This window comes from Dialister invisus DSM 15470 (assembly GCF_000160055.1).
GTDB lineage: Bacteria > Bacillota > Negativicutes > Veillonellales > Dialisteraceae > Dialister > Dialister invisus.
The window spans coordinates 1,710,548-1,735,300 of the sequence record NZ_GG698602.1 but is presented as its reverse complement, the minus strand read 5'-3'; the positions used below and the strand labels follow the sequence as shown (position 1 = coordinate 1,735,300).

24 protein-coding genes are annotated in these 24,753 nt (G+C 47.9%); 8 read left to right on the top strand and 16 right to left on the bottom strand.

Going from position 1 to position 24,753, the window contains the following annotated elements; all coding sequences use genetic code 11:
• Nucleotides 1-29: 29 nt before the first annotated feature.
• Both dcd and GCWU000321_RS08345 read right to left on the bottom strand, forming a co-directional pair.
• Nucleotides 30-551 carry a dCTP deaminase gene (gene dcd, locus GCWU000321_RS08350; protein ID WP_007070791.1) on the bottom strand — a complete coding sequence of 174 codons (522 nt, stop codon included), beginning with the start codon at nucleotides 549-551 and terminating at the stop codon, nucleotides 30-32.
• Nucleotides 548-1,480 carry a hypothetical protein gene (locus tag GCWU000321_RS08345; RefSeq protein WP_071585499.1) on the bottom strand — a complete coding sequence of 311 codons (933 nt, stop codon included), beginning with the start codon at nucleotides 1,478-1,480 and terminating at the stop codon, nucleotides 548-550. Before GCWU000321_RS08345 ends, dcd begins: the two co-directional genes overlap by 4 nt.
• A 158-nt stretch (nucleotides 1,481-1,638) precedes the next feature.
• Here GCWU000321_RS08345 and GCWU000321_RS09270 point away from each other — a divergent pair, with 158 nt between their 5' ends.
• The 6 genes from GCWU000321_RS09270 (at nucleotide 1,639) to GCWU000321_RS08310 (ending at nucleotide 8,639) form a co-directional block, all read left to right on the top strand.
• Nucleotides 1,639-2,844, top strand: coding sequence for a hypothetical protein (locus GCWU000321_RS09270; RefSeq protein WP_156777763.1), 1,206 nt, complete (start codon nucleotides 1,639-1,641; stop codon nucleotides 2,842-2,844).
• Between the two features lie 111 nt (nucleotides 2,845-2,955).
• Nucleotides 2,956-4,563 (top strand): peptide chain release factor 3, encoded by a 1,608-nt coding sequence (locus tag GCWU000321_RS08335; protein WP_007070788.1) that lies wholly within the window; start codon nucleotides 2,956-2,958, stop codon nucleotides 4,561-4,563.
• Nucleotides 4,564-4,847: 284 nt separating this feature from the next.
• Entirely contained in the window at nucleotides 4,848-5,330 is a 483-nt protein-coding gene (locus tag GCWU000321_RS08325; protein ID WP_007070786.1) for a MarR family winged helix-turn-helix transcriptional regulator, read from the top strand.
• Nucleotides 5,331-5,382: 52 nt separating this feature from the next.
• Nucleotides 5,383-6,117 carry an ABC transporter ATP-binding protein gene (locus tag GCWU000321_RS08320; protein ID WP_007070785.1) on the top strand — a complete coding sequence of 245 codons (735 nt, stop codon included), beginning with the start codon at nucleotides 5,383-5,385 and terminating at the stop codon, nucleotides 6,115-6,117.
• Nucleotides 6,104-7,615, top strand: coding sequence for an ABC transporter permease/substrate-binding protein (locus GCWU000321_RS08315; protein WP_007070784.1), 1,512 nt, complete (start codon nucleotides 6,104-6,106; stop codon nucleotides 7,613-7,615). Before GCWU000321_RS08320 ends, GCWU000321_RS08315 begins: the two co-directional genes overlap by 14 nt.
• A 61-nt stretch (nucleotides 7,616-7,676) precedes the next feature.
• Nucleotides 7,677-8,639: a zinc-binding alcohol dehydrogenase family protein gene (locus GCWU000321_RS08310; RefSeq protein ID WP_007070783.1), complete on the top strand. Its 963-nt coding sequence runs from the start codon at nucleotides 7,677-7,679 to the stop codon at nucleotides 8,637-8,639.
• A 118-nt stretch (nucleotides 8,640-8,757) separates the two neighbouring features.
• Here the strand turns inward: GCWU000321_RS08310 and gndA are convergent, their stop codons facing one another.
• From gndA to GCWU000321_RS08280, 6 genes are all read right to left on the bottom strand, one after another.
• Nucleotides 8,758-10,197, bottom strand: a complete 1,440-nt coding sequence (gene gndA / locus GCWU000321_RS08305) for an NADP-dependent phosphogluconate dehydrogenase (RefSeq protein WP_244835106.1) — start codon at nucleotides 10,195-10,197, stop codon at nucleotides 8,758-8,760.
• Nucleotides 10,173-11,219, bottom strand: a complete 1,047-nt coding sequence (locus GCWU000321_RS08300) for an ABC transporter substrate-binding protein (protein ID WP_007070781.1) — start codon at nucleotides 11,217-11,219, stop codon at nucleotides 10,173-10,175. The genes gndA and GCWU000321_RS08300 overlap by 25 nt, the downstream gene beginning before the upstream one ends.
• Nucleotides 11,220-11,287: 68 nt before the next feature.
• Entirely contained in the window at nucleotides 11,288-12,376 is a 1,089-nt protein-coding gene (locus tag GCWU000321_RS08295) for an ABC transporter ATP-binding protein (RefSeq protein WP_007070780.1), read from the bottom strand.
• Entirely contained in the window at nucleotides 12,376-14,079 is a 1,704-nt protein-coding gene (locus tag GCWU000321_RS08290; protein WP_040382094.1) for an ABC transporter permease, read from the bottom strand. Before GCWU000321_RS08290 ends, GCWU000321_RS08295 begins: the two co-directional genes overlap by 1 nt.
• Nucleotides 14,080-14,448: 369 nt before the next feature.
• The gene (locus tag GCWU000321_RS08285; RefSeq protein WP_007070778.1) at nucleotides 14,449-15,510 is read right to left on the bottom strand and encodes an NAD(P)-dependent alcohol dehydrogenase; all 1,062 of its coding nucleotides are present in this window, start codon (nucleotides 15,508-15,510) and stop codon (nucleotides 14,449-14,451) included.
• Between the two features lie 227 nt (nucleotides 15,511-15,737).
• Nucleotides 15,738-17,606, bottom strand: a complete 1,869-nt coding sequence (locus tag GCWU000321_RS08280) for an adenosylcobalamin-dependent ribonucleoside-diphosphate reductase (RefSeq protein ID WP_007070777.1) — start codon at nucleotides 17,604-17,606, stop codon at nucleotides 15,738-15,740.
• 391 nt (nucleotides 17,607-17,997) lie between these two features.
• Here GCWU000321_RS08280 and GCWU000321_RS08275 point away from each other — a divergent pair, with 391 nt between their 5' ends.
• Both GCWU000321_RS08275 and GCWU000321_RS08270 read left to right on the top strand, forming a co-directional pair.
• Nucleotides 17,998-18,951, top strand: coding sequence for an L-lactate dehydrogenase (locus tag GCWU000321_RS08275; protein WP_007070775.1), 954 nt, complete (start codon nucleotides 17,998-18,000; stop codon nucleotides 18,949-18,951).
• 160 nt (nucleotides 18,952-19,111) lie between these two features.
• The gene (locus tag GCWU000321_RS08270; protein WP_007070774.1) at nucleotides 19,112-19,627 is read left to right on the top strand and encodes a hypothetical protein; all 516 of its coding nucleotides are present in this window, start codon (nucleotides 19,112-19,114) and stop codon (nucleotides 19,625-19,627) included.
• A 138-nt stretch (nucleotides 19,628-19,765) separates the two neighbouring features.
• Here the strand turns inward: GCWU000321_RS08270 and GCWU000321_RS08265 are convergent, their stop codons facing one another.
• The 8 genes from GCWU000321_RS08265 to ffh form a co-directional block, all read right to left on the bottom strand.
• Nucleotides 19,766-20,500, bottom strand: coding sequence for a YebC/PmpR family DNA-binding transcriptional regulator (locus GCWU000321_RS08265; RefSeq protein ID WP_007070773.1), 735 nt, complete (start codon nucleotides 20,498-20,500; stop codon nucleotides 19,766-19,768).
• Between the two features lie 2 nt (nucleotides 20,501-20,502).
• Nucleotides 20,503-21,087: an RNA methyltransferase gene (locus tag GCWU000321_RS08260; protein ID WP_007070772.1), complete on the bottom strand. Its 585-nt coding sequence runs from the start codon at nucleotides 21,085-21,087 to the stop codon at nucleotides 20,503-20,505.
• Nucleotides 21,087-21,833, bottom strand: a complete 747-nt coding sequence (gene trmD / locus GCWU000321_RS08255; RefSeq protein ID WP_040382093.1) for a tRNA (guanosine(37)-N1)-methyltransferase TrmD — start codon at nucleotides 21,831-21,833, stop codon at nucleotides 21,087-21,089. Before trmD ends, GCWU000321_RS08260 begins: the two co-directional genes overlap by 1 nt.
• A gap of 2 nt (nucleotides 21,834-21,835) precedes the next feature.
• Nucleotides 21,836-22,333 (bottom strand): ribosome maturation factor RimM, encoded by a 498-nt coding sequence (gene rimM, locus GCWU000321_RS08250; protein WP_040381580.1) that lies wholly within the window; start codon nucleotides 22,331-22,333, stop codon nucleotides 21,836-21,838.
• Nucleotide 22,334: 1 nt separating this feature from the next.
• Nucleotides 22,335-22,742: a YlqD family protein gene (locus GCWU000321_RS08245; RefSeq protein ID WP_007070769.1), complete on the bottom strand. Its 408-nt coding sequence runs from the start codon at nucleotides 22,740-22,742 to the stop codon at nucleotides 22,335-22,337.
• Entirely contained in the window at nucleotides 22,742-22,981 is a 240-nt protein-coding gene (locus GCWU000321_RS08240) for a KH domain-containing protein (RefSeq protein ID WP_007070768.1), read from the bottom strand. Before GCWU000321_RS08240 ends, GCWU000321_RS08245 begins: the two co-directional genes overlap by 1 nt.
• 12 nt (nucleotides 22,982-22,993) lie before the next feature.
• Nucleotides 22,994-23,257 carry a 30S ribosomal protein S16 gene (gene rpsP / locus GCWU000321_RS08235; protein WP_007070767.1) on the bottom strand — a complete coding sequence of 88 codons (264 nt, stop codon included), beginning with the start codon at nucleotides 23,255-23,257 and terminating at the stop codon, nucleotides 22,994-22,996.
• 113 nt (nucleotides 23,258-23,370) lie between these two features.
• Complete coding sequence (ffh, locus tag GCWU000321_RS08230; protein ID WP_007070766.1) at nucleotides 23,371-24,744, bottom strand: signal recognition particle protein; 1,374 nt, start codon at nucleotides 24,742-24,744, stop codon at nucleotides 23,371-23,373.
• Nucleotides 24,745-24,753 lie beyond the last annotated feature (9 nt).

Sequence of the window (24,753 nt, the reverse complement as noted above, 5' to 3'; positions counted from 1 at the left end):
CGAAGTGCTGTAAAGTTAATAATAGTATACTACTTTTCAAAATCCTTGTAAAGTAAACTCGGCTGGATCCCCTGATTATTCTGGTACTTGCCGCTTATATATTTCTCCGCCTCTCCCAACACCGTATGGAAATAAATCTGGCAGATTTCTACACCCGAGTAAATACGGATCGGCTGGACACAGAACATTTCCAGTGTCCAGTAGCCTGAAAATCCGACATCCCCAAATCCTGCAGTAACGTGAATAAAGAGCCCAAGACGCCCCACTGAAGAACGGCCTTCCAGCATCGGAACAAAACAGGTGGTTTTCGTATATTCATGGGTACGGCCCAGGTAAAGCTTATTTGGCTCCAGCACATAGCCCTCCTGCGGGATCTTTAAAAGATGTCCTGTATTTTTCTTTTTCATGTCCAATTCATAATTGTCGTACACCATGAGTTCATCAGCCAGTGTCAGGTTGTAGCTGTTCGGATTCAGCCGCTTCGGATTAAAAGGCGTAATCATGATTTCCTCACCTATGTGGCGGGCGATTTCTTTACCGGATAAGATCATTTTTCTTTCCGTCCCTTCTGATTAAAAATTCTGCGATGGACCGCCATACGCCTTCTGCTGAAAGTATACCGCGCGTCCATTCCCTTCGTAAGACCAAATTGTTCTTTTTCTTCTTCCGTCACCGATGGAGACACAAGCACTTTTCCCCGGTCGCTGAAAGAAATAAGATGTGCGGCAAAAAGCGCCGCATGAATCGGACAAAGAACCAGTCCTTTATGTTTCATACCGCCTTCTCCGTAAGGCACCGCTTTCAAAAGAGACAGGCGGTGAATCCCGCAGACACAGCATTCCGCTTTTTCGGAAAGTGATTTGCGGAAAAAACGGCTTCTTTCCTCAAGAACCTTCCGTATCTTCTCTACTGTTTCATCAGCGGTGGAAGAGAAAAGATTCCCTTCCGTACCGAAAGAAGAAATATCCGATGCCAGGGCTTCACGGACAGAATTTTCCGCTGACACTTCCGCTTCTTCCAATTCGCGGAAAGCTGCAGCCATCTCCGGTTTCAGTATCCAAAGATACGCGCCATACTCATCTTCTCCCCCGTCAAAAATATACTGCCACGGCGCCATTTCCGACAGAGCTTTCCCCCACACCGCCTCCTCCGCGGTAAGGGTAAATTCCTTTTCCGCTTCCACGGCAGGCGGCACTTTCTTTTTTTCTGCCGTCCGCGCCGGTTCTTCAAAAAAAGCCCCGCTTTCGTAACGGTCACGGATTTTATTTCCTGCCCACCCGACAGCCGCATTCAACGCGCGGTATTCCATAGAAAGAGTATCGGCGATATGCTTCGCGTTGTCTGTGTAATCAGGCGCATGGTACAGAGAAGAAATAATAATCATCATCAGATCCGACATAACTGCAGGGTCGGCAAAAAGCGACAGCCACTGAGAAGATGATATTTCATTCCATCGTTTGGCGCCTTTTATGCGAGCCATGCCTTCACCCCTTTGCTGAATTTCACAGACTTTGCAGATATTATAGCATTTTACATATATTTTTAGAATATTTTCCAAAGAAAATCCTCATGAAAAACTGTGCATGGAAGGAAAGCAGAAATCTCTGTATAATAGGCAAAGAATACAAAGAGGAGCATATGATGGACATACTCAAGAACGAAACTATAAAAAATGCGGCCGCTGTACTGTGGCACAAATTTCTTCTGGCAGAAACCGTAAACGACATCATCCTTTCGGAAATAAAAGACCGCCTGTACCTGCAGAATGTGGATGAAGACTGGCTCATGTCCCCGGAAACATCTCCGCGCGACACCTTTATGGCACGTGTCACGGACCTTGCCTTCGGCGATGTCGTGGAAGAAGCAGTTACCTCGCTCTATGAAAACAAAGAGGCCCTCCTCCCTTACTCAGATCTCACCGAAGCAAAAGATCCCAGCCGTTTATACGATTTGATGATGGAGACGGCCATGGGGCAGCTCACCTGCCAAGACAGAAGTACGGTGAAAAAGAATCCGTACTACGAACGAATCCATATTTCTTCCGACAAGGAAAACTGCATCGCTCTTACCACAGCAGATTATCTTCCTTATGAATTTTTCCAGACCTTCCACCGTTACAAAAAAGAAAACCCTTTCCTCTACGGGGAAGCGGGGTTCTTCAAAGAACGGATGACCTTCCCCGTCATCCTGGAAAACAACCGCGTGTGGATGAGCGTCGTCCCCAGTGAAATCCGTTCTATGGAAAAAGACATTGAAGCAGCAAAAGGAAAAGTAATCACCTACGGCCTGGGGCTCGGATACTACGCCTTCATGGCATCAGAAAAAGAAGAAGTGGAATCAGTAACCGTCGTGGAAATGAACCGCGATGTCATTTCCCTTTTTAAAAGAAACATACTGCCTCAATTTCCAAATAAAGAGAAAATCAGAATCATTGAAGCCGATGCCTTTGCATTTATTGAAAAGCAGGAAGACGGCGGCTACGACACGGCATTCAGCGATTTCTGGAGCGGCATGGATGACGGACTCGATCTTTACCTGCGGTTCATGGCAAAAACAGCGCGTTTTGCAAAAACAAAACATTCTTACTGGATTGAGACATGTTTCATGGAATATTTTTTCCGCCCCGTCCTGATCCGCGTCCTCATGGAGCAGATTACGGGGAAGAAAATCATCATGCCGGAAGTTTCCGGCCGCATTCGTAAAGTGCAAAACCGTTTTGAAACATATCTGAAAACAAAAAATGACAGAATCACCTCGCCTGAAGAACTCACGCTCCTTTTCACAAACGAATCCATGATTTCCCTCATGCGCGATTTTGCCATAAAAGATCCGATGCGGCCATAAATACGGTCTAAGGAGACTCCGCAAAATGTATCCTGCCCATGTTCAGGAAAACATTTACCTTATCCTCCGATTTCCTGTATAATAAACGAGTATTGTTAGTTGAGGTGCAAAATGACTGATTCAGAAGAAATAAAAAGACGGCGTACCTTCGCCATCATCTCCCATCCTGACGCCGGCAAAACGACACTCACGGAAAAGCTCCTGCTCTACGGCGGCGCGATCCACCTGGCAGGTTCCGTCAAAGCAAGGAAAACATCCCGCTATGCCGTATCCGACTGGATGGAAATAGAAAAACAGCGCGGCATTTCCGTCACCAGCTCCGTTCTCCAATTCGATTACAACGGCTGCCGCATCAACATTCTCGATACCCCGGGGCATGCAGACTTTTCGGAAGATACTTACCGTACGCTCATGGCGGTGGACAGCGCCGTCATGGTCATCGACGTGGCGAAAGGCGTGGAAGCCCAAACGAAAAAACTTTTCAAGGTTTGTTCCGACCGGGGTATTCCCATTTTTACCTTTGTCAATAAAATCGACCATTTCGGCAAAAATCCTTTCGACCTGATGGCGGATATTGAAGATGTCCTCGGTATCCGTTCATGCCCTATGAACTGGCCTATCGGCGTTAATGGCGACTACACAGGTATCTACGATCGTGAAAAGAAACTGTGCCATCTTTTCGTCAAAGACAACGCCCACGGCGTAAAAAAGCTGGAAGTTATTTCAGGCAGGATAGACGATCCTGAAATCGTTTCCCATCTCTCCGAAGAGGTTCTCAGTTCCCTCAAAGATGACCTGGAGCTTCTGGAAGAAGCAGGCGACCCTTTTGATAAAGACAAAGTATCCAAAGGCGAACTGACCCCTCTCTTTTTCGGTTCCGCCATGACAAACTTCGGCGTACAGACTTTTCTTGAAAAATATCTGGAACTTGCTCCGCCGCCGGAAGAAAGAGAAACGCTGGAAGGACACATTGCGCCGGAAGATCCTGCTTTCTCCGCTTTCGTTTTCAAAATCCAGGCAAACATGGATCCCAAACACCATGACCGTATTGCTTTCCTGCGTATCTGTTCCGGTATTTTTGAAAAGGGCGCTTCCGTACTCCATCGGCAGAGCGGCAAAATGCTCCGACTTTCTCAGCCGCAGCAATTTCTCGCCACAGAGCGGCAGACTGTAGAAAAAGCCTATCCCGGAGATATCATCGGAATCTTCGATACGGGAGAACTCGGCGTGGGCGATACGGTATGTGAAAAAAAATCCCCTGTCACCTTTATCGACTTCCCCGTATTCCCGCCGGAACTGTTTGCCCGTCTTTCTCCGGAAAGCAGCATGAAGCGGAAACAGTTCCTCAACGGTGTCAGCCAGCTTGCCCAGGAAGGCGCCATCCAGATTTACAAGCAGCCTTACATCATGGAATCCTTCATTATCGGCGCTGTCGGCCAGCTGCAATTTGAAGTCATGAAGTACCGTCTGGAAAAGGAATACAATGTCACGGTAAATGTGGAACCGATCAGTTACACCTGCGCCCGCTGGACGGAGGGCGATGTCCCGCCGGAAGAACTCATCGGTCTCGACAACGCCATGGTCGTTTATGACAGAAGAGAACGTCCCGTCTACCTCCTCCCGAATGCATGGCAGGCCGGCTGGCTGGAGGAGAGAAACAAAGACGTCGTCTTCCTCCAGTCCCCGCCGCTCGGTGTCACCCGGCTGGAAGGGAATTAACTACTAAAAGAACAAAATTTTTTATACTTTCTTATTATTGAAAAAAGCAGCAGTCCTGATTTTATAAAGACTGTGCTTTTTTATTTGCCTGCTGCAATTTGAAAAGAAAATACCAGCAGCAAATCGATGCATCCTTCTCTCTGCCGTTCATTGAAAACAGCTTATCTCCCCTGTCGCATTCGTCAAGAAGATTAGATATGCCTTGACGGATATTTTCATGATCCTTATACTTATAGTAAAATATTTTTACTATATTATCTTGTTTTGCTTTCAGGTACACAATAATGATCCAAACCGATTATTCTACTTTAACAATAGAAAACCACCGTATGTATGCCCGTTTACGGGACCATCAATTTTCTCTTTATGAAGATTATGCCCGGAAGCGGGGTCTTCAGGGAAAATCACTGTTAATCCTCCTATGGATTTACCGTCATCCGAAAGGTATTTCCCAGCAAACAATTATACGCCATACATATTCCACCAAACAGGTGGTCAACGCAGTAATTAAAAATTTTTCGAAGAAAGGATATATTAAAAGCACAGTCCATCCGAAAGACAGACGAAAAAAACTGATCATGCTGACAGAAAAAGGTAGACAATTTGCCGCCTCTATCATTGACCCCATGGATGAGGCAGAAAAGAAAGCATTTTCCCAGTTGTCAACAAAGCAGCAGCAAACACTGATCGAAACAACACATTTATTTACAGATATCCTGACACAGGAATTTATGCGTTTTATAAAAGAAATCTGTCCGGATATATAATGTTTTTCATAAAATCAGGACCTTTTGATGTTTTTCCACCACAGGAGAATACATGATTGAACTAAAGCAGATCCGGAAAGATTACGGAGAGTGTACCGTAATAAAAAATCAGAGCCTTTCCATCAAGGACAAAGAATTTTTTGTTCTCATCGGCCCAAGCGGCAGCGGCAAAACAACCCTGTTGAAACTAATTAACCGTCTCATTGACCCGACAGAAGGAGATGTATTATTAGATGGAAAATCCGTCATGGACTATCCGCTTCGCGAATTACGGCTCAATACGGGATATGTCTTGCAGCAGATCGCCCTTTTCCCTAATTTGACGGTCGCAGAAAATATAGAACTTGTACCGATTATGAAAAAATGGCCAAAGCAAATCCGGAAAGAACAAACTACACAGCTGTTATCCAAAGTCGGTCTTGATCCGAAAATATATGCACACCGTTACCCTCATGAATTATCCGGCGGAGAACAGCAGAGGGTCAGCATCGTCCGTGCTATCATCGGCAAGCCGGAAATTCTTCTTATGGACGAACCATTCAGCGCATTAGACCCCATTTCCCGCCGGCAGCTGCAGGATCTTATAAAAACACTCCACCACGAATTAGGGCTGACCATTGTTTTGGTTACCCACAATATGGAAGAGGCTGCCTATCTGGGAGACCGCCTGTGCATTATGAACCATGGTGAAATCATTCAAACCGGAACACCGGGTGAAATCAAAAGCCGGCCGGAAAATGATTTTGTCGCCCGATTCTTTAGCAGAGGATGTGATGGCTTTGAATAATCTTTTTACCGTTTTCACCGGGCGTATCCAAGATTGGCTCCTCGCACTGACGCAGCATGTACAGATTTCTTTAAGCGCGCTTCTGGCCGCCATATTCATTTCCATCCCGCTGGGAATCCTGCTTTCCAGAAAAAAATCCTATGCAGAGACGGTTCTGCAAATCACAGGAATCATTCAGACAATTCCATCTCTTGCCATTCTGGGACTTATGATCCCATTTCTCGGTATCGGCACATTGCCTGCACTGACAGCGCTGATCATCTACGCCCTGTTTCCGATTTTGCAGAATACGATCACCGGCCTGTCGGAAATTCCTCCCGTATTAGATGAAGCAGCGGAAGCACTTGGTATGAACAGATGGGAAAAGCTGAAAAATTATGAATTGGCTCTGGCTATGCCCGTTATCACTTCCGGAATCCGCACAGCATCCGTCATGATCATCGGCACCGCCACATTGGCAGCCCTGATTGGGGCCGGAGGTCTCGGTTCTTTCATATTACTCGGTATCGACCACAATGACAGTGCTCTCATTCTTATCGGTGCGGGGTCATCCGCATTGCTCGCGATTATTTTTAGTTACGGCATCCATATATTGGAGCATGTCTCATTAAAAAAGTCTTTTCTTGTACTATGTTTCTTTATATTGGTTCTCATGCTTTCTTTCGTCTCTTTTTCCCACCGGCATGACAAACTTATCATTGCAGGCAAGCTCGGTCCGGAGCCGGACATATTGATCCATATGTATCAGGAACTGATCACACGAAAAACAAATATAGCCGTTGAACTCAAACCGAATTTTGGAAAGACCGCCTTCCTTTATGAAGCATTAAAAGCAGGAAGTATTGACTTATACCCGGAATTTACGGGAACAATAACTTCCAGCCTCCTAAAAGAGCCACCGCCTCTCGGCCATGATGCACGCAGCGTATATGAAGCGGCTCGTGATGAAATTAAAATACAGGATAACCTGGCATATCTTGAGCCTATGTCATACCAAAACACTTATGCTGTCGCAGTCCCGCGTTCTTATGCAGAGGCAAACGGCCTCACATCCATCTCTGATCTGCACAAAGTAGAAAACCGAGCAATTGCAGGTTTCACATTGGAATTCAATGACAGAGAAGACGGAAACCGCGGGCTCGCGTCTTTATACGGGCTCCATCTTCAAGTACGCACAATGGAACCGGCCCTACGCTACCAAGCCATCTCGCAAGGCATCATCCAAATCACGGACGCATACTCCACAGACAGTGAATTAAAGCAATACGGCCTTGTCCCGTTAGAAGATGACAAACAGCTTTTCCCGCCTTATCAGGGTGCCCCTCTCATGAGACAGGAAACCCTGGACGCCCATCCGGAACTGAAAGAAATATTGGAACAATTATCCGGCCGCATTACGGAGGAAGAAATGAGCGCCATGAATTATGACGTCCGCGTTAATAAACGCAAAGCCCGTGATGTCGCCATAGAATATCTGAAAAATAACGGCCTGATATAGTAATCATGAAATGTCCGCCCATCCATGATTCTCTATTACTCCTCAGAAAGGAGATTTAAATATGTATATGAAAGCAGCCGTCATCTATGAAGCAGGAGGTCCTCAGCAGCTGAAAATCAGGCAGGTTCCCGTCCCCTCTGTGAAAGAAGGCTGGTCGCTTATAAAAATTAAAGGATTCGGCCTTAACCACTCTGAAATTTTTACACGCAAAGGATTGTCGCCGACAGTTTCTTTCCCACGCATCCTGGGCATTGAATGTACAGGAACCATCGCGGAATCAACAGATCCTTTCCGTTTGCCCACAGGAACCAAGGTCATTTCTTTCATGGGCGAAATGGGACGCGCCTTTGACGGCAGCTATGCTGAATACACATTACTCCCCAATCAACAAATTTACCCTGTTTCCAGCAATCTGCCCTGGCCTGATCTGGCAGCCATTCCCGAATCCTGCTATACAGCCTTTGGCGCCTTGAAAAGCCTGCGTATCCAAGCAGATTCATCTATACTGGTACGCGGCGGCACCTCCGGCGTAGGCCTCGCATTTTTAAAACTGATAAAGGCAAAATTTCCACATATCCACATATCCGGCACATCACGGACTAAAGAAAAAGCGTCCTTGCTGACCTCTCTCGGCTACGACACCGGCCTTGTCGATGATGACGGCAGACTTTCTGCAAAAGGGCAGTCGTTTGACCGGATATTGGAGCTTATAGGTCCGCGGACAATTAAGGATTCGTTCCGCTATATGTCCGATGGCGGCATCTTGTGCAGTGTCGGCCAGTTAGGCAACCAATGGTATCTTGAAAACTTCGATCCGATTACGGATATCCCTTCCGGTGCGTACCTATCTTCTTTTTATTCAGGAAATGTAAATGCCGGAAAAATACAGGAAATGTTTGACTATATTAAACAATACAACATCATTATTCATCCGGAACGTGTCTTTTCCCTTGACGATATACAGGAGGCTCATAGTTACTTAGAAAGCCGCACCGGATTTGGAAAAGTTGTGGTCATCCCCTGAAGCCATATAATTTAACAATAAATAATTTCCGTCTTTATTTTCCCATCCCAAAACGGCATTCCCCGCAAATAATCTTGTGAGAAATGCCGTTTTCTGCTGTTTCATGGAGTTTCCTTACTCAGTTCATCCAGTCGGTATGGAAAGCTCCTTCCTTATCAATGCGTTCATACGTGTGGGCACCGAAACAGTCACGCTGTGCCTGAAGAAGATTCGCGCTTCCCCGTGCAGTACGGTAAGAGTCAAAGTAAGCAAGCGCGCTGGAGAGAGCGGGAACAGCCGCGCCTCTTTCCACCGCCAGGGAAATAATGCGCCCCCAGCCCGCGCGGGCGCCGTAAAGAACTTGGGAAAAATATCCGCTTGCCAGCAAATTGGTCATGCCGTTTTCTTTTTCAAAAATTTCACTTACGGTATCCAGGAAACGGGCGCGGATAATACAGCCGCTCCGCCAGATTTTTGCAATGCGCCCCATCTGCAGATCCCAGCCGTATACTTTCCCCGCTTCTTCAAGAAGATTGAAGCCCTGGGCATAAGCACAAATCTTAGACGCGTAAAGAGCCTGCCGCAAGTCTTCAAGCACAGCGGGGCGGTCCACTTCCGTTCCTTCAAAAGCAAGATCCCGGTACCGCTCGGAAAGCACCAGTCTTTCCTCTTTTTGTGAAGACATAGTTCTTGCAAAAACGGCTTCCGTAATCGTCGGAGCGGGAACACCAAGCGCCAAAGCGCTCATACTTGTCCACCGTCCGGTTCCCTTCTGTTTCGCCACATCCAATATGACATCCACCAGAGGCTTCCCCGTCATCTCATCGGCTTTCCGCAGAATACGGGCAGTGATTTCCACCAGGTAAGAAGATAATTCGCTTTTATTCCACGTTTCCCAGGTATCCGCCATCTCTTCCACCGTCATGCCAAGAACGTTCTTCATCACAAAGTATGTATCGGCAATCATCTGCATATCAGCGTACTCGATGCCGTTATGAACCATCTTCACATAATGTCCGGCACCATCAGGACCCATGTAATCCACACAGGCTTCTCCTTCCGCCTTCGCCGAGACCGCCTTCAATATCGGCGCAAGAGCATCGTAGGCCTCGCGGGTGCCGCCGGGCATAAGGCTGGGGCCGTGGAGCGCCCCTTCTTCACCACCGGATACGCCCATGCCCACAAAGTGAACCCCCAGCGCTTCCATTTCCCTGCTCCGACGCCGGGTATCTTCAAAGAAGGAATTCCCACCGTCAATAAGGATATCGTCTTTTTCAAGGAGGGGAATGAGTTTTGCTATCATAGCATCCACTGCTTCGCCCGCCTTGATCATAAGGATAATCTTCCGCGGTTTTTCCAGAGAATTGACCAGCTCTTCCAAAGCAGCCGCGCCGGAAAGGTTCGTGTCACTTCCAAATTCTTTAAGAAAATTTTCCGTCTTGTCATGGCTTCGGTTATAAACGACCGTGGAAATACCATGCCCTGCCAGATTTCTCGCTAGATTGGCACCCATCACGGCAAGGCCGATCAGTCCTATTTTTCCTTTTGCTCCCATTATTCTTTCACTGCCTTGTTCCATGCTTCCAGGAGACGGGCACGGTTATCGCCGGACCACTGGAAGTTGTAATCAATGAGTTTCGCATCCTTAAATTTCATAGCTTCTTCCGGCGGGTTTGCTTCCGGATTGGTGAGAAACTGGTAGGAATTATTATGCTGTCCGATTTCCTGCGCTTTCTTGGTAAGAGCCCAGTCGACAAATTTCTTTGCTGCTTCCATATCCGGTGCATTCTTAATAATCGCTACGGCGCCCAATTCATAAGCAGTACCTTCTTCCGGCAGCGACAGGCGGACGTTCGTATTGCCTTCCTTGATCAGACGGATCCCGTTATGGAGATAAGTGATGCCGATGGCTGCTTCGCCAAGAGCCGCGCTGCGTGCCGGAGCCGCGCCTGCCTTGGTATACTGCTTGACCTGTTTATTCAATTTGGCAAGGTACTCCATGCCTTTTTCCTCACCCATGCTCTGGACGATAGCGGAAACCACTACATAACCGGTAGAAGCGGAGCCCGGATTCCCCATGACAATCTGGCCGGTAAATTCCGGCTTCAGCAAATCATCCCATGATGTCGGCGGCTGCAGCTTATGTTCGTCAAAATAACGGCCGTCGAGTATAAAGCCGAGATAGCCCTGATAAATGCCTGTCCAGTATCCATCTGCATCTTTAAACTCCGGTTTGATTTTTTCTGCATTGGGCGACTTGTATGCTTCCAGAAGTCCTTCCTTTTTCGCCATAATGAAAGAATCGGCGCTGCCGCCATACCATACACTGGCCTGGGGATTATTCTTTTCCGCGCGGATACGGCTCAAGGTCTCCCCGCCGCTCATACGGACAAAGTTCACTTTAATGCCCGTATCTTTTTCAAATTCGCTGGCAACCACTTTCGCAGACTGTTCTACGACTCCCATGTATACGGTGATTTCTTTTGATTCCTTCTTCGCCGCCGGAGCTTCCGCTTTCTTCTCCCCTCCGCAGCCTGTAAAGCTGAATGCCATAGCGCCTGCAAGAACGGCAAGTGCCGCCTTCTTCCAAATACTTTTCATCAAAATGCCTCCTTAAAATGAATCTTTCCTCTATACTCAAATACCCGTGCCGGGTATCCAAGTTTCGTTCAGTTCTTCACAGCGTGGAGCGCGCCTCGCTGAATGCGGAGCCATACTTTATCTCCCGGCCGGTAAATACGCTTCCCTTCCGGATTATACTCTTCCGTTTCAAGTTCCTTATCACCGGCACGGACGACATATTCCTGCACAGCCCCCATATAAGTCGAAGAAATCACCTCCGCTTCCACGTCACCGCTGTCCGCCAGCCTGATCGCTTCAGGGCGGAGAACGATCTGTACCGTATCCCCCGCTTTCACCGGAAGTCCGGCATAATGGACATTAAAATCTTCATTTAACATACTGACGGGAATCATTTCCCCTTCACTGTCCCCTTCACTCACTTTTGCTTCCACAAAGTTGGCGCTGCCAATGAAATCGGCAACAAAACGGGAAGCAGGATGCTGGTATACTTCATGGGGCGTTCCCACCTGTTCGATATGTCCCTTATTCATGATGATAATTTTATCGGAAAGGCTCATGGCTTCCGCCTGGTCGTGGGTGACATACACGCTGGTAATGCCGATCCGCTGCTGAATTTTTCTTATCTCTTTGCGCATGTACACCCGGAGTTTCGCATCCAAGTTAGATAAAGGCTCATCAAAGAGCAGGACAGCCGGTTCCATGACAAGCGCCCTGGCAAGAGCCACGCGCTGCTGCTGGCCTCCGGAAAGCTGATTCGGCATACGGTGTTCCAGCCCTTTCAGTCCCACAAGTTCCACCATCTGCATGACTTTTTCCCTGATGGTCTTCTTATCCATTTTTTTGTTTACAAGACCATATGCTACATTATCATACACATCATAATGGGGAAATAAGGCATAACTCTGGAATACCATAGAAGAATCCCGCTTATCCGGTGTCATTTCATTGATCCGGATCCCGTCCAGAAGGATATCTCCGCCGGAAACAGATTCGAATCCGGCAATCATGCGGAGTGTCGTCGTTTTTCCGCAGCCTGACGGCCCCAAGAGCGTTACAAATTCACCGCTTCCTATACTTACATTAATATGGTCTACCGCGAGGAACGTACCGGTTCCTTCATGCGTCACATATTCTTTTGTTAAGTTTTTCAATTCTATGCTTGCCTGTTTTGCCATCACATTTCTCCTTCACTTGCCGTTTCTTTATTATGGGAGCCGAAGCGTCCGAGAAGAAGCTGGATTCCCACAATGGCCGCATATACAATCAAGATCAATATCGTTGAAAAGGCGGACGCCACACCGAACTGGTTATCTTCCACCTGGTCCAGAATAAGAACAGTAAGCAGACTGTACTTGGCCGACACCAGGAAGATGACCGCGCTGATGCTCGTCATGCTTCTGATAAATGAATACACAAGACCGCCAAAGAAAGCGCTTTTAATCAAAGGAAGCGTCACCGTGGTAAATACGCGGCCTGCGTTGGATCCCAGGTCAGCCGCCGCTTCTTCAATACCGGGGTCAATCTGCTGCAGGCTGGAAACCCCGGCACGGATACCGATAGGCAGCGCACGGATGACAAACGCTGCAATAAGAATGATTGCCGTGCCTGTCAGCTGGAGAGGATAATCATTGAATGTCAATATGTATCCGATGCCGATAACCGTACCCGGCACGGAAATACTGAGGAGCGACGCAAAATTAATGAAGCCTCTGCCGATGAACTTCTTCCGCACCACAAGGTACGCGACAATCATGCCAAGAATACCGGCAATCGGCGTGGAAACAACAGCCAGAAGCGTAGTATCCCGGATCGCGTTCCGTCCCACTTCGAAAGCGTATTTGTAATGGGCAAGAGTAAATGAATAATCGACGCCCCACATTTTTATCAGAGAAGCAATCGGAATCAGGACATAAATCGCCAGCACCACGGCAGTCATAAGGAAGCAGAAGCCTGCCACCGGAATCACTACGGCGGGATCCTTAATCATCGCCCTCTCGCGGGAGGCTTTTCCCAGCACGGTCACATAGGTCTTTTTCTCCACCCAGTATTTGGAAAGAATGAAAAGAATCATGGCGATATCCAGTAGGACAACGGCCACCGCCGCGCCGCCCTGCACATCATAACTCCCGATAGCCTGCAGGTACACCTGCGTCGCCAGTGTGGAGAAATTCCCGCCGATAGCCATAGGGTTCGCAAAATCCGCCACCGATTTAATAAACACCAAAAGGAACGCATTGGCAATCCCCGGACGGACAAGAGGAACCGTAATCGTACTGAATGTACGCCATTTAGAAGAACCCAGATCACGGGCCGCGTCCTCAATAGAAGAGTCAATAGACCGCAGCATGCCGGCCAAAAGAAGAAAAGCGATAGGAAAATAAGAAATCGTCTGTACAAAAATCAGGCCTTTCAGCCCGTAAATATTCGTATTCGTCCAGCCGAGAAGATTGTAAGTGATCAGACCGCGGCTACCAAAAAGCATGATAATGGACAATGCCACAGAAAACGGCGGTGACACCATGGGCATCATCGCCATCAGATTAAATATTCTTTTCCCGCGGATCTGCAGGTGGGACGTGCAGTAGGCAAAAAGAAACCCGATCACCGTCGCCAGAATACCGACAATGACGGCCAGCATAATGGTGTTGCAAAAGGCCTTGTATGTTTCCTTCATCGTAAAGATATTCTTATACGCCTGGAAACTGTAATTGCCTGCCGTATCCACAAGACTCTGCTTCACGACTTCCAGCAGGGGCCACACCACAAAAATAAGAAGCACGGCAATCATAGAAACCGTGACTGCCGCAATGATCGGATCACGGAATGTATTCCGCGTAACCTTCAGCTGATTAACTGCATAAGATTTAAGTTTATTCACTTCCTGACCCTTTCCATGCCATACCGGGAACGACAAAAGGCTCTGACCTCCTTTGTCCATTCCCGGTACTCGTTTTTATGTCCTAATTATATATGTTCCCTGTGAATTAGTATACTATATATCACCATCTATCCCGATTTCAGAAGCACAAGACGTTTATTCATGCATTTACAAGATACAAGAACCATGAAAATAAAATTGACACTTTTATCGGTTCTGTTTTTATCGGTGATTCATAAATTCATCCATCTGTTTCTAATCATTTTAAGAAATATATTTCTGTCTCAATGAGTATATACTCTAATTTGTATATAAAATTTTCCAAGCAAAAAGGACTGCCTGTGAGGAACAGTCCCTTTTATTTCTGTCTTATCTTTCCAAAACCACTACCGGCTTAATCACGTCCGCCGGTTTATCTTTCATAAGCTGAAGCGCTCCGGGAAGCTTATCCCAGCCTTCGTATACATGGGTGGAAAGAAGGCTTACGTCCAGTTTTCCTGCCGCCACAAGGGCGCCCAGCTTTTCCATACGGAGTCTGCCGCCGGGCATAAGTCCGCCAACGATGGCTTTATGCCCCATGCCTACCCCCCATTCCACACGGGGGATACGGATACTGTCTCCACTTCCCAGATAGTTCACAGAACCGATTTTTCCGCCCGGCTTCAATGCTTTCACTGCGGACGCAAATGTATCCACCGTACCGCCCGCAATAATGACACGATCCACACCTTTACCGTCGGTGAGCCGCATGACCTGGTCTTCAATGGGACCGTTTTTATAATTTATGATATCTGATGCTCCGTATTTCTTTGCCGCTTCTACGCATACGGGGCGGCTGCCTACGGCAATAATCCGGGCAGCGCCGCGCATATTTGTTCCGGCTACCGCCATGAGCCCCACAGGGCCGATGCCGATGACAAGCACCACATCGCCAAACTGCACATCGGCCAGTTCCACACCGTGGAATCCGGTAGGAACCATATCGGAGAGCATGCACGCATCTACCACATTAATTTCTTTCGGCAAGTGCGCCAAATTTCCGTCAGCATCATTCACATGGAAATATTCCGCAAACACACCGTCTTTAAAATTAGAAAATTTCCAGCCTGCCAGCATGCCGCCGGAATGCATCGCGTATCCGGCCTGGGCTTCCAGTGAATTCCAGTCGGGGGTGATTGCGGGAACAAGAACACGGTCGCCCGGCTTGAAATCTTTTACATCCGCGCCGACTTCCACCACTTCCGCGCAGCATTCATGCCCGAGAATCATGTCATGCCGTTCACCGACAGCACCCTCCCATACGGTATGTACGTCAGAAGTGCAGATGGCGATAGCCAGCGGCTTACAGATAGCGTCCATGGCGCCGCAGGCGGGTTTTTCTTTTTCAACCCAGCCTACAGAGCCGATTTTGAGCATTGCATAACCTTTCATCAGTGAGTCCTCCTTTTCCGTTTACGGATAATCTCTCCGCCGGGAATCCTCTCCTTACTAAAGCTTATATCTCCAGTCTTTTCATTTTCATTCACTATTGATTCCCGGTTTGTCTTCTTTAATTATATAATTCTGCGTCTGATTTCACAAGAAACGCTAAAGTTCCTTTCATTTTCCCATGCAAAAACGCCCGCCGGTTCATACGGAATCTTCCTGTTCTATTTCATTTATACGACACTGCAGGCGGACCAGCCACAGTCACTGCAGGCAGCACAATGGCCTTCCACACGGATATTCTTTCCGCCGCATTCGGGACAAACCGGCTGCCCTTCTGCCGGCTTTGGTCCATCGGCTTTCTCTTCTTTCTTTGCGGCAATGCCGAGAATATTTCCCCGGCGGCATCCGTCTCTGAAAACAGTAATGCCTTTGCATCCGCTTTCCCATGCCGCCAGGTAAATATCGTAGATATCTTCGGGCGTGGCGTCATTTTTCAAATTCACCGTGCTGGAAATGGAATTATCCACATACTTCTGCATGACCGCCTGCATAGCTACACGATCCATAAAGGAAACATCATGGCTTTCAATGACCCAGGGGAACTTTTCCCGTATTTCATCATCCGTCAAAGTCAATGGCAGATGACGGTACCGGAGCAAATCTTTTACACTGTGGGCATACACGCGGAAACTGCCGTTCACTTCTTCCATCTTGTGTGTGGAACGTTCATAAGAAATTTTGTAAAGCGGTTCACAGCCGCCGGAAAAACTTCCCATCAGAAGGGAAATGGTTCCTGTCGGCGCGATGGCAAGGAGCGTGCCGTTCCGCAGACCATAAGTTCGGATATCTTCATAAAGACCGCCGTCCAGCTCTTTTACCATTTGTATAATCGGCGATTTCTCCGTCGCCTCCCGGCGGTAACGTCCGAAAGTACCTTTCATCTTTGCCCTGTCACAGGAAGAGCGGAGTGCAGAAAGGAGCATGATCTTCATCACATTTTCCATAAATGCGCTTGCTTCCCGGCTTCCGTAAGCCAGCTTCATCGCCACAAGCGCATCGGCCACGCCGAAGAGTCCCAGCCCCAAAGAGCGCCAGTCATCAATACAGGTCCTGTTTTCATCCAAAGGCTGCGTTTCATAACCGTAAGAGACGATCTCGTCAAGAGCAATAATGCCGTCATAAACCGCCTGCTTGAATTTTTCCTCATTCAAAGACGGTGCATTGCCGAATTTATCATCAATCATGTTGTACAGATTGATGCTGCCCAAGTTGCACGCATTGTACGCGTTGCCGCCGAACTCGCCGCAGGGATTCGTGATTTCAATTTGATACTCATCATATCCTGCAAGCAGATGGTAATCATTCAGCCGATCCGAAAAAAGCGCCCCCGGATCGCCCCAATCCCACTGGGTTTCGCAAAACTCACGGAAGAAATCACGGGCACGGATCGTCCTTTCGATATTTTCACCGGTCGATTCCACATGGAAACGGAGGGTGTACTCTTTATCGTCCCGCACAGCTTCCATAAATTCGTCAGTAAAAAGAATGCTGATATTCATGCTGGACAGCTTTTCTTCATTTTGCTTGATATGGAGAAATTCATAAATATCAGGATGGCTGCAGTTAAGTCCCACCATCTGCGCGCCGCGGCGGCCGTTCTGGCTGATCACTTCGCCGGTAGTATTAAAAATTTTCATGAAAGAAACGGCACCGGTGGAAGTACGTGCCACATTATGTACACGGCTTCCTGCAGGACGGAGATTGGAAATATTGATACCGATACCGCCGCCATAGGAAAAAATACGGGCAATTTCATAATTGGAATGAAAAATGGATTCCAGATTATCTTCCGGTGACGGCAGGATATAGCAGTTTGACATGGATACTTTAAATTTGCCCCTCGAACCTGCTGCATAAAGCGTCCTTCCGGCAGGAGAAAAATCTCCGTCTGTGATGTATTTTTTCATACGTTCACGAAAATCCCCCTTAAATACGGAGCTTACTCTGTCGATGAACTGCTGCGGCGTCGTCTCGCCTTCATGATAATATTTCGCCTCTAAAATACCCCGGCTGATTTCATTGTCATACCAATGTTCCATAATCAATACCCTCTCTTTATTTCACCGATTCTATTTCGGTTATTTTATATATCTATATTATTCTATTCAATATCTTGTGTCAATATATTTCTAAAACACAACATATGGTAATCAATTTATTATAGAGTAATTAGATCATTCAGAACGTGCTGATGACCTAAAGAATTTTGATCGTCAAAAATTTTAAAACGATATCCTTGTAATCCGTTTGACTGCCTGGGAATATTTTATGCCATGCCCTGCAATTTCCCGCAATCATCTTCTTTTCACCGGACATATTCCTCCGCTGCTAAAAGAAGGTAGCCTCATCCGGTTTGAGAGAGTATAATTGGTTTAAATTATGATCCAAAAGAATGATCATTCATGAAGGAGAAACAGGAGGATAGAAGAAATGGCAATTAAAACAAGAAAAATCGGCATCATCGGTGCGGGAAACGTAGGTTCCCACTTGGCACTCCAGTTCGCAGTGCAGGGACTGGCTGACGAAGTGATTTTCTATGATATTAATAATGACAAGGCCCATGGCGAATCACTTGACCTGCTGGACGCAGTAAGTTACCAGCCCCATCATTTTGAAGCATACGCAGGCACCATAGCCGACATGAAGGATGCCGATATACTCATCAATGCGTCAGGCACACCCCGTCTTCCGGGACAGACACGCCTTGACATGATGGACAGCGCCGTCGCCACAAGCAAAGAATTTATTCCGCTCATTAAAGAATCGGGATTTGACGGAATTATTATTTCCATTTCCAATCCCTGTGATATTATCGCCGAATACCTCCAGTACAAACTGGACTGGCCAAAGGAAAAAATCATCGGCTCGGGAACGGCTCTCGACTCTGCCCGGCTGCAGATGCAGCTGTCTACCCAGCTGAAAGTAAACCGCCGCTCCCTCACCGCTTATCTCTTAGGTGAACACGGGGACAGCTCCATGATTCCCTGGAGCCATGTAACAGTCGCCGGCAAACCGATCGATGAACTCCTCGCAGAAAAACCGGGGCTTTATCATATGGACGCCAAAGAAGTCATTCTCGACAAAGTCCACAAGGAAGGATATATTGAAAATACGACAAAAGGCTGCACTGAATTCGGCGTCACCTCGGCGACAGCAGAGCTGGTCCGCGCGATTTACCATAATGAACACAAGATCCTCCCCTGCTCCGTTTACCTTGACGGTCCGTATGGCATAAAAGACAGTTTTGCTTCCGTTCCCGTCAAAATCGGAAAAGACGGCGTGGAAGACATCATTGAGCTGCATCTGACAGATGACGAGCAAAAAGAACTCCAGGCATCCGTCAAGGTCCTGAAAGAACATTTCGCAAGAGCGATTGCCTTATAATACAGAACGACACCTGCATTCCATAAACAGCCGTTCCTTTTATCAGAGGAGCAATTGGATTGTCCAACCCATGCCCAAATTCTATAAGATAATAGATGGAATTTTTTCTATTCTTGATTTATAATAGAGAAAAGATTATCTGCAGAAAGGAGAGACTGTTATGAAGAAATTGTTATTCACGGCAGCGGTGCTTACCGTATTCAGCGGAGCATATTCTGCCCAGGCGCTGATTCCCGGCGTACCGGTTCTGGAAACGGAAGTCGGCTATGGCTACAACGGAGCAAAAGACGGTATCCACAGCGCCCATATCGAAATTTCGCCTGTCAGTAAAGTTATTGTCGGTGCGGAATACAGACACTGGAATCATGGCGGAAATGAAACGGATATTTACGCCAAGTATAAACTGGGCCATGTGTACCTTGGTTTAGGCAACAGAAATTATTATGACAGAGATGCAAAAGTTTACGGACTTCTGGAAGGAAGAACAAATGTCATAGGTCCTCTTGATGCGTATGGCGGACTGAAATTATCTTCTGAGGAAAGAGAATATAAAGTGGGTCTCCGGCTTGGCCTCGTTCCCACCTCTTTCGACCTTGACGTGAACTACACCTACTATGACAGAGATAAGACCTCCAGCGAAGACGGCTTCGGTGTCGGCTTGAATTACCATTTCTAAGCAAATGAAAAGAATCCTTATGAATGAAAATATTCGTAAGGGTTCTTTTTTTAGTGCCGTCAGCAGCAAAATCTGCTGACACCAGGTCAACTCCGCTTTTCTGCGCAAAAAAACACAGGCTTGAACCTGTGCTTTCTATTATTCCATATCTTCCGGAAGTTCTGCGTTGGTGTACACGTCCTGTACGTCATCCAATTCTTCCAGTTCACTGGTAAGCTTATTCATGACGTCCGCCGCATCACCTTCAAGGGAAACAGTATTATCCGGAACCATGGTCACTTCCGATGCTTCTACGGCAATCCCTTCTTTTTCCAATGCTTCGGAAACGGTCAGGAAATCTTCAGGAGCCGTCGTAATTTCAAAACTGTCTCCGTCTGTCGAGACGTCTTCGGCACCTGCGTCAAGAGCGATCATCATGAGGGTATCTTCATCAGCGGCTTCTTTGCTCACGACAATTATGCCTTTTTTCTTGAACATCCACGCCACACAGCCCGGCGTACCGATGCTGCCGCCGTGATGGGTAAAGGCATGGCGTACGTCCGCCGCCGCACGGTTTCTGTTATCCGTATTGCACTCAACGATAACCGCCGCGCCGCCGGGTCCGTACCCCTCGTAAGTAATTTCATCAAAGCCCGCACCGGAAGCGGCGCCTACACCTTTGGCAATAGCGCGCTGGATATTATCTTTCGGCACATTGTTCTGCTTTGCTTTTGTCAAAGCCAATTTTAAACGCATATTTCCTACAGGATCTCCGCCGCCCATACGGGCAGCAATCGTGATTTCCTTGGAAATTTTTGTGGTAATTTTCGCGCGGATGGCATCCGTCTTGCCTTTCTTGCGCTTGATATTTTCCCACTTGGAATGTCCGGACATAATTATTCCCCCTCCTTTGTATTCCACCAGGGCTCGCCCAAAAGGCGGTCAAGGATAATAGCAGCGGCGCTTCTCACACAGAGGTGGTTGTAGCTGCCGGCACCATATATAGGTTCTACAATATAATCAAACTGTTTCATCATTTCCCTGGTCATGCCGAAGCCTGTCCCGAAAAGAATGAAAACAGGTTTTTCTTCTTCATGGATTTTCTTCCGCATGTCCGTGTAAGAAACCGTATTTGGGTAGACACGGGCATCCGTAGTCACAATAATCGGCTTTTCTCCGCAGTCTTTTTCTATCTGCCGGGTGGCATCCTCCAGAGACGGTACAAGAGCTGTTTCTTCAAAAGCTTCTTTCCGGTTCGGGTTATAATGGACCCCGCCGCCCGTTTTCCAGTGGGTCATGATACGGAGCGCCATTTCGCGCTGGCTCTCGATGGGATGGATAATGAAATAAGTGCGTACGCCATATGTTTTCGCCGTCCGCGCGATATCATGAAGGTCATAGTTCGTAAGGGCGGTCGTGACCACTTCCATATGTTTGTTATAGATCGGATAATGGACAAGTCCTATATACACAGGCGCCACTATGATTCCTCCTCTTCCCCGGCTATTTCCGCCATGAGTTTTTTATCTTCCGCCGTCATTTGTAATTTTGCCAGAAGATCGGGACGGCATTTCAGGGTCCGCCGAAGCGCCTCTTTCCGCCGCCAGCGGGCAATATTTGCATGATGGCCGCTCACAAGTATCTCAGGCACTTTCCAGCCACGATAATCCACAGGTTTCGTGTACTGAGGATATTCCAGAATCGGTTCATAGAAAGAATCGCCTGCTGCGCTGCCCGCATCTCCAAGGACACCAGGCACCATACGGGCAACCGCATCGGAAATAACCATAGCGCCAAGCTCTCCTCCCGTGAGGACATAGTCCCCGATGGAAATCAGCTCATCTGCCAGGTGTTCTTCCACGCGGTGGTCTACTCCCTCATAGTGTCCGCAGATCAGCACCAGATGGTTATAATCGCGGTAAAGTTCCTTGGCTTTATCCTGGGTAAAAGGGATCCCGGCAGGAGACAGGAAAACCACCCGATCCCGCGGCCCCTTTTGAGGAAGTACCGATTCACAGGCTTCAAAAAGCGGCCCGCACTGCATGAGCATTCCCGCACCGCCGCCATAGATGGTATCATCCACCTGATGATGCCTGCTGTGGGAAAACTCCCGCGGATCTGTCACCGCCATCTCTATGAGCCCCGCGTCCAGAGCGCGTTTAATCATGCTCTGTCGGAAGAATGCTTCTATAAACTCGGGAAATAAAGATAAAATATCTATTTTCATGTTTATTCCCATTCCGGTAAATGCACCGTCATCGTCTTTTCCTCCGGTTGAACGGAAAGGACGCAGGACGGTATGGCAGGAAGGTATATTTCCTTTCCTTCCGCCGTTTTTACCGCATACACGTTATTCGCGCCGGTTTCAATAATTTCCGTGAGCGTCCCCACAGTATCCCCCGTATCGGAAACCACTGTCAGGCCGATAAGCTGGAAGTAATAATATTCCCCCTCCGGCAATTTCGGTAATTCCGCCACAGGTATTTCCACAGGCGTTCCGACAAGCGGCTCCGCTCCATTCCGGTCTTCCACCCCTGCCAAATGAATGATGTATACATTCTTATGAGGACGGGAAGAGCGTACATCATAGGTTCTGCCGCCAAGGAAAAGTTTTTTCAGCTTTTTGAACATGGCCGGCCGTTCCGTTTCTGGAAGGACACGCAAATCACCCCGCACGCCATGCGGGGCAACAATTCGGCCGACAGTAATCCATTTGCCGGAATTCATATCATTCACGGAAAGCGATGATCTTTCCGTCTTCCACCAGAATTTCTCCCCCGGCGACAGCATTCATGTCGTCACCGATATGAAGAGTCACAAGGCGGTTAAGCGGCTGGCGTGGCAATTCTGCGCCAATAGTCAGTTTTTCCAGATGTTCTTTATCTGCAGTGAGTTTATCCTTTACCTGGATCATCTGTGCTTTCTGCGCGTCATACTGGGCGCGGAGAGGAGCCACTGCCTGCATATTGATTTTTGCCTGTTCCGCCAGCTTCGCGTTCGCTTCAAATTCAAGCTGTGTCATGTCATTTTCAACACTCTTGATATTTTGATTGATCTGGTTCAGCAAAGTTGTCTTTAATGCCTCTGTCAGCTTAGATTTTACAGCGACAGGAATCAAAACCTGAATTTCATCCATTAGTGTACCTCTTCCAGAATGTCAACAGCGACTTTTTTATTTTCCTTTAAAGCCCCTGCTTTTACCACTGTTCGGATTGCATTAGCAATGCGGCCTTTTCTGCCAATCACCTTGCCCATATCTTCAGGGGCAACCTGGATCTGATAAATCTCCAGGCTGCCCTTATGGACAACGTTCACAGAGACGGCGTCGGGGTTCTTCACAAGAGCCCTGGTGATATTTTCCACCAATTCATTCATAGCGCGCCTCCCTTATTTCTTCGCTTCAGCAAACTTTGCCATGATGCCATTTTTACGGAGAAGGCTGCGGACTGTATCAGTCGGCTGTGCGCCTTTGCCAAGCCAGGAAAGAATTGCTTCTTCATCAAGCTTGACAGGGGCGTCAGCCTTAGCCGGATCATACCAGCCTACAGTCGCGACCGGAGTACCGTTGCGGGCTTCCTTGGAATCAATAACAACTACACGGTAGAAAGGATTTTTCTTTGCGCCCATGCGGGTCAAACGAATCTTTAACATAATTTCACCTCCTTGAAATCATAAGTTCTTTACTTGATTTATGAAATAATCGGCCTTTCCGGCAACGCGGTCAGGCCGGTATTCCTGCAAAAAATTTCAGGCTTACGCCGCTTTCATCTGAACATGCCCGGAAATCCGCCGAAACCGCCAAACCCGCCGAGACCGCCTGTCGGAGGACGCATCTTTCTGCCTTTCAGCTTTTTCATCTGCTTCTGCATTTCCTTAAACTGCTTCATCATGCGGTTCACATCCTGGATTTTCACGCCGGCGCCGTCCGCGATGCGCTTCCTGCGGCCGCCGTTGAGCAAGTCGATATTCGCCCGTTCCGCCGGTGTCATAGACAAAATAATTGCTTCGATATGTCTGATCTCCTTGCCGTTGAGATCAACATCTTTCAACTGCTCTTTATATTTCCCCATTCCCGGAATCATGCTTAAAATGCCGGACATGGAGCCCAATTTCTGGATCTGTTTCAGCTGTTTCAGGAAATCGTCCAGCGAAAATTCGCCTTTTTGAATTTTCTTCGCGCCCTCTTTGAGCGTATCCTGATCCATATTTCTCTGGGCCTGTTCAAAGAGAGATTCCAGATCGCCCAGGTCGAGAATGCGTCCTGCCATACGGTCGGGATGGAAATCCTCCAAACCGCCGTCCAGCTTTTCACTGACACCGATCATTTTTATCGGTTTGCCGGTGACCGCCTTGATGGAAAGAGCCGCGCCGCCGCGGGCATCACCGTCCATCTTCGTCAGAATCGTGCCGTCTATACCGAGATTTTCATCAAATGTCCCAGCCGTTGTTACCGCATCCTGTCCTGTCATAGAATCCAGAACAAGAAGGATTTCATGAGGATGGACTTCGGATTTTATATTCCGAAGTTCTGCCATAAGTTTTTCGTCAATTGTCAGCCGGCCCGCCGTATCAAGGATAACCACGTCCCGACCGTAAGACTTTGCCGCATCCACTGCGTACCGTGCGATATGGACAGGATCCACATTATCAGGCATGCGGTATACGGGAACATCCACCTGCTGTCCGAGAACCTCCAGCTGCTTGATTGCCGCGGGGCGGTACACGTCGCACGCCGCCAAAAGAGGTTTCTTGCCGCGCTTCTTCAGCATAAGGGCCAGCTTGCCTGCTGTCGTCGTTTTACCGGCGCCCTGCAGCCCCACCAGCATAATCACTGTCAATCCGGAGGACGACATCGTAATCTTGCTTTGCGTACCGCCTAAGAGCTCCGTGAGCTCATCACGGACGATTTTGATTACCGTCTGGTCAGGCTTCAAGCTTCCGAAGACCTCTTCACCCACCGCCTTTTCACGAACCTGGGCAATAAAATCTTTCGCAACTTTGAAATTAACGTCTGCTTCCAGAAGAGCACGGCGCACTTCACGGAGCGCGCTGTCGATATCGCTCTCAGAAAGTCTTCCCTTTCCCCGTAGATCCTTGAAAGCAGACTGCAGCTTATCCCCTAAATTTTCAAAAGGCATCCGTCCACC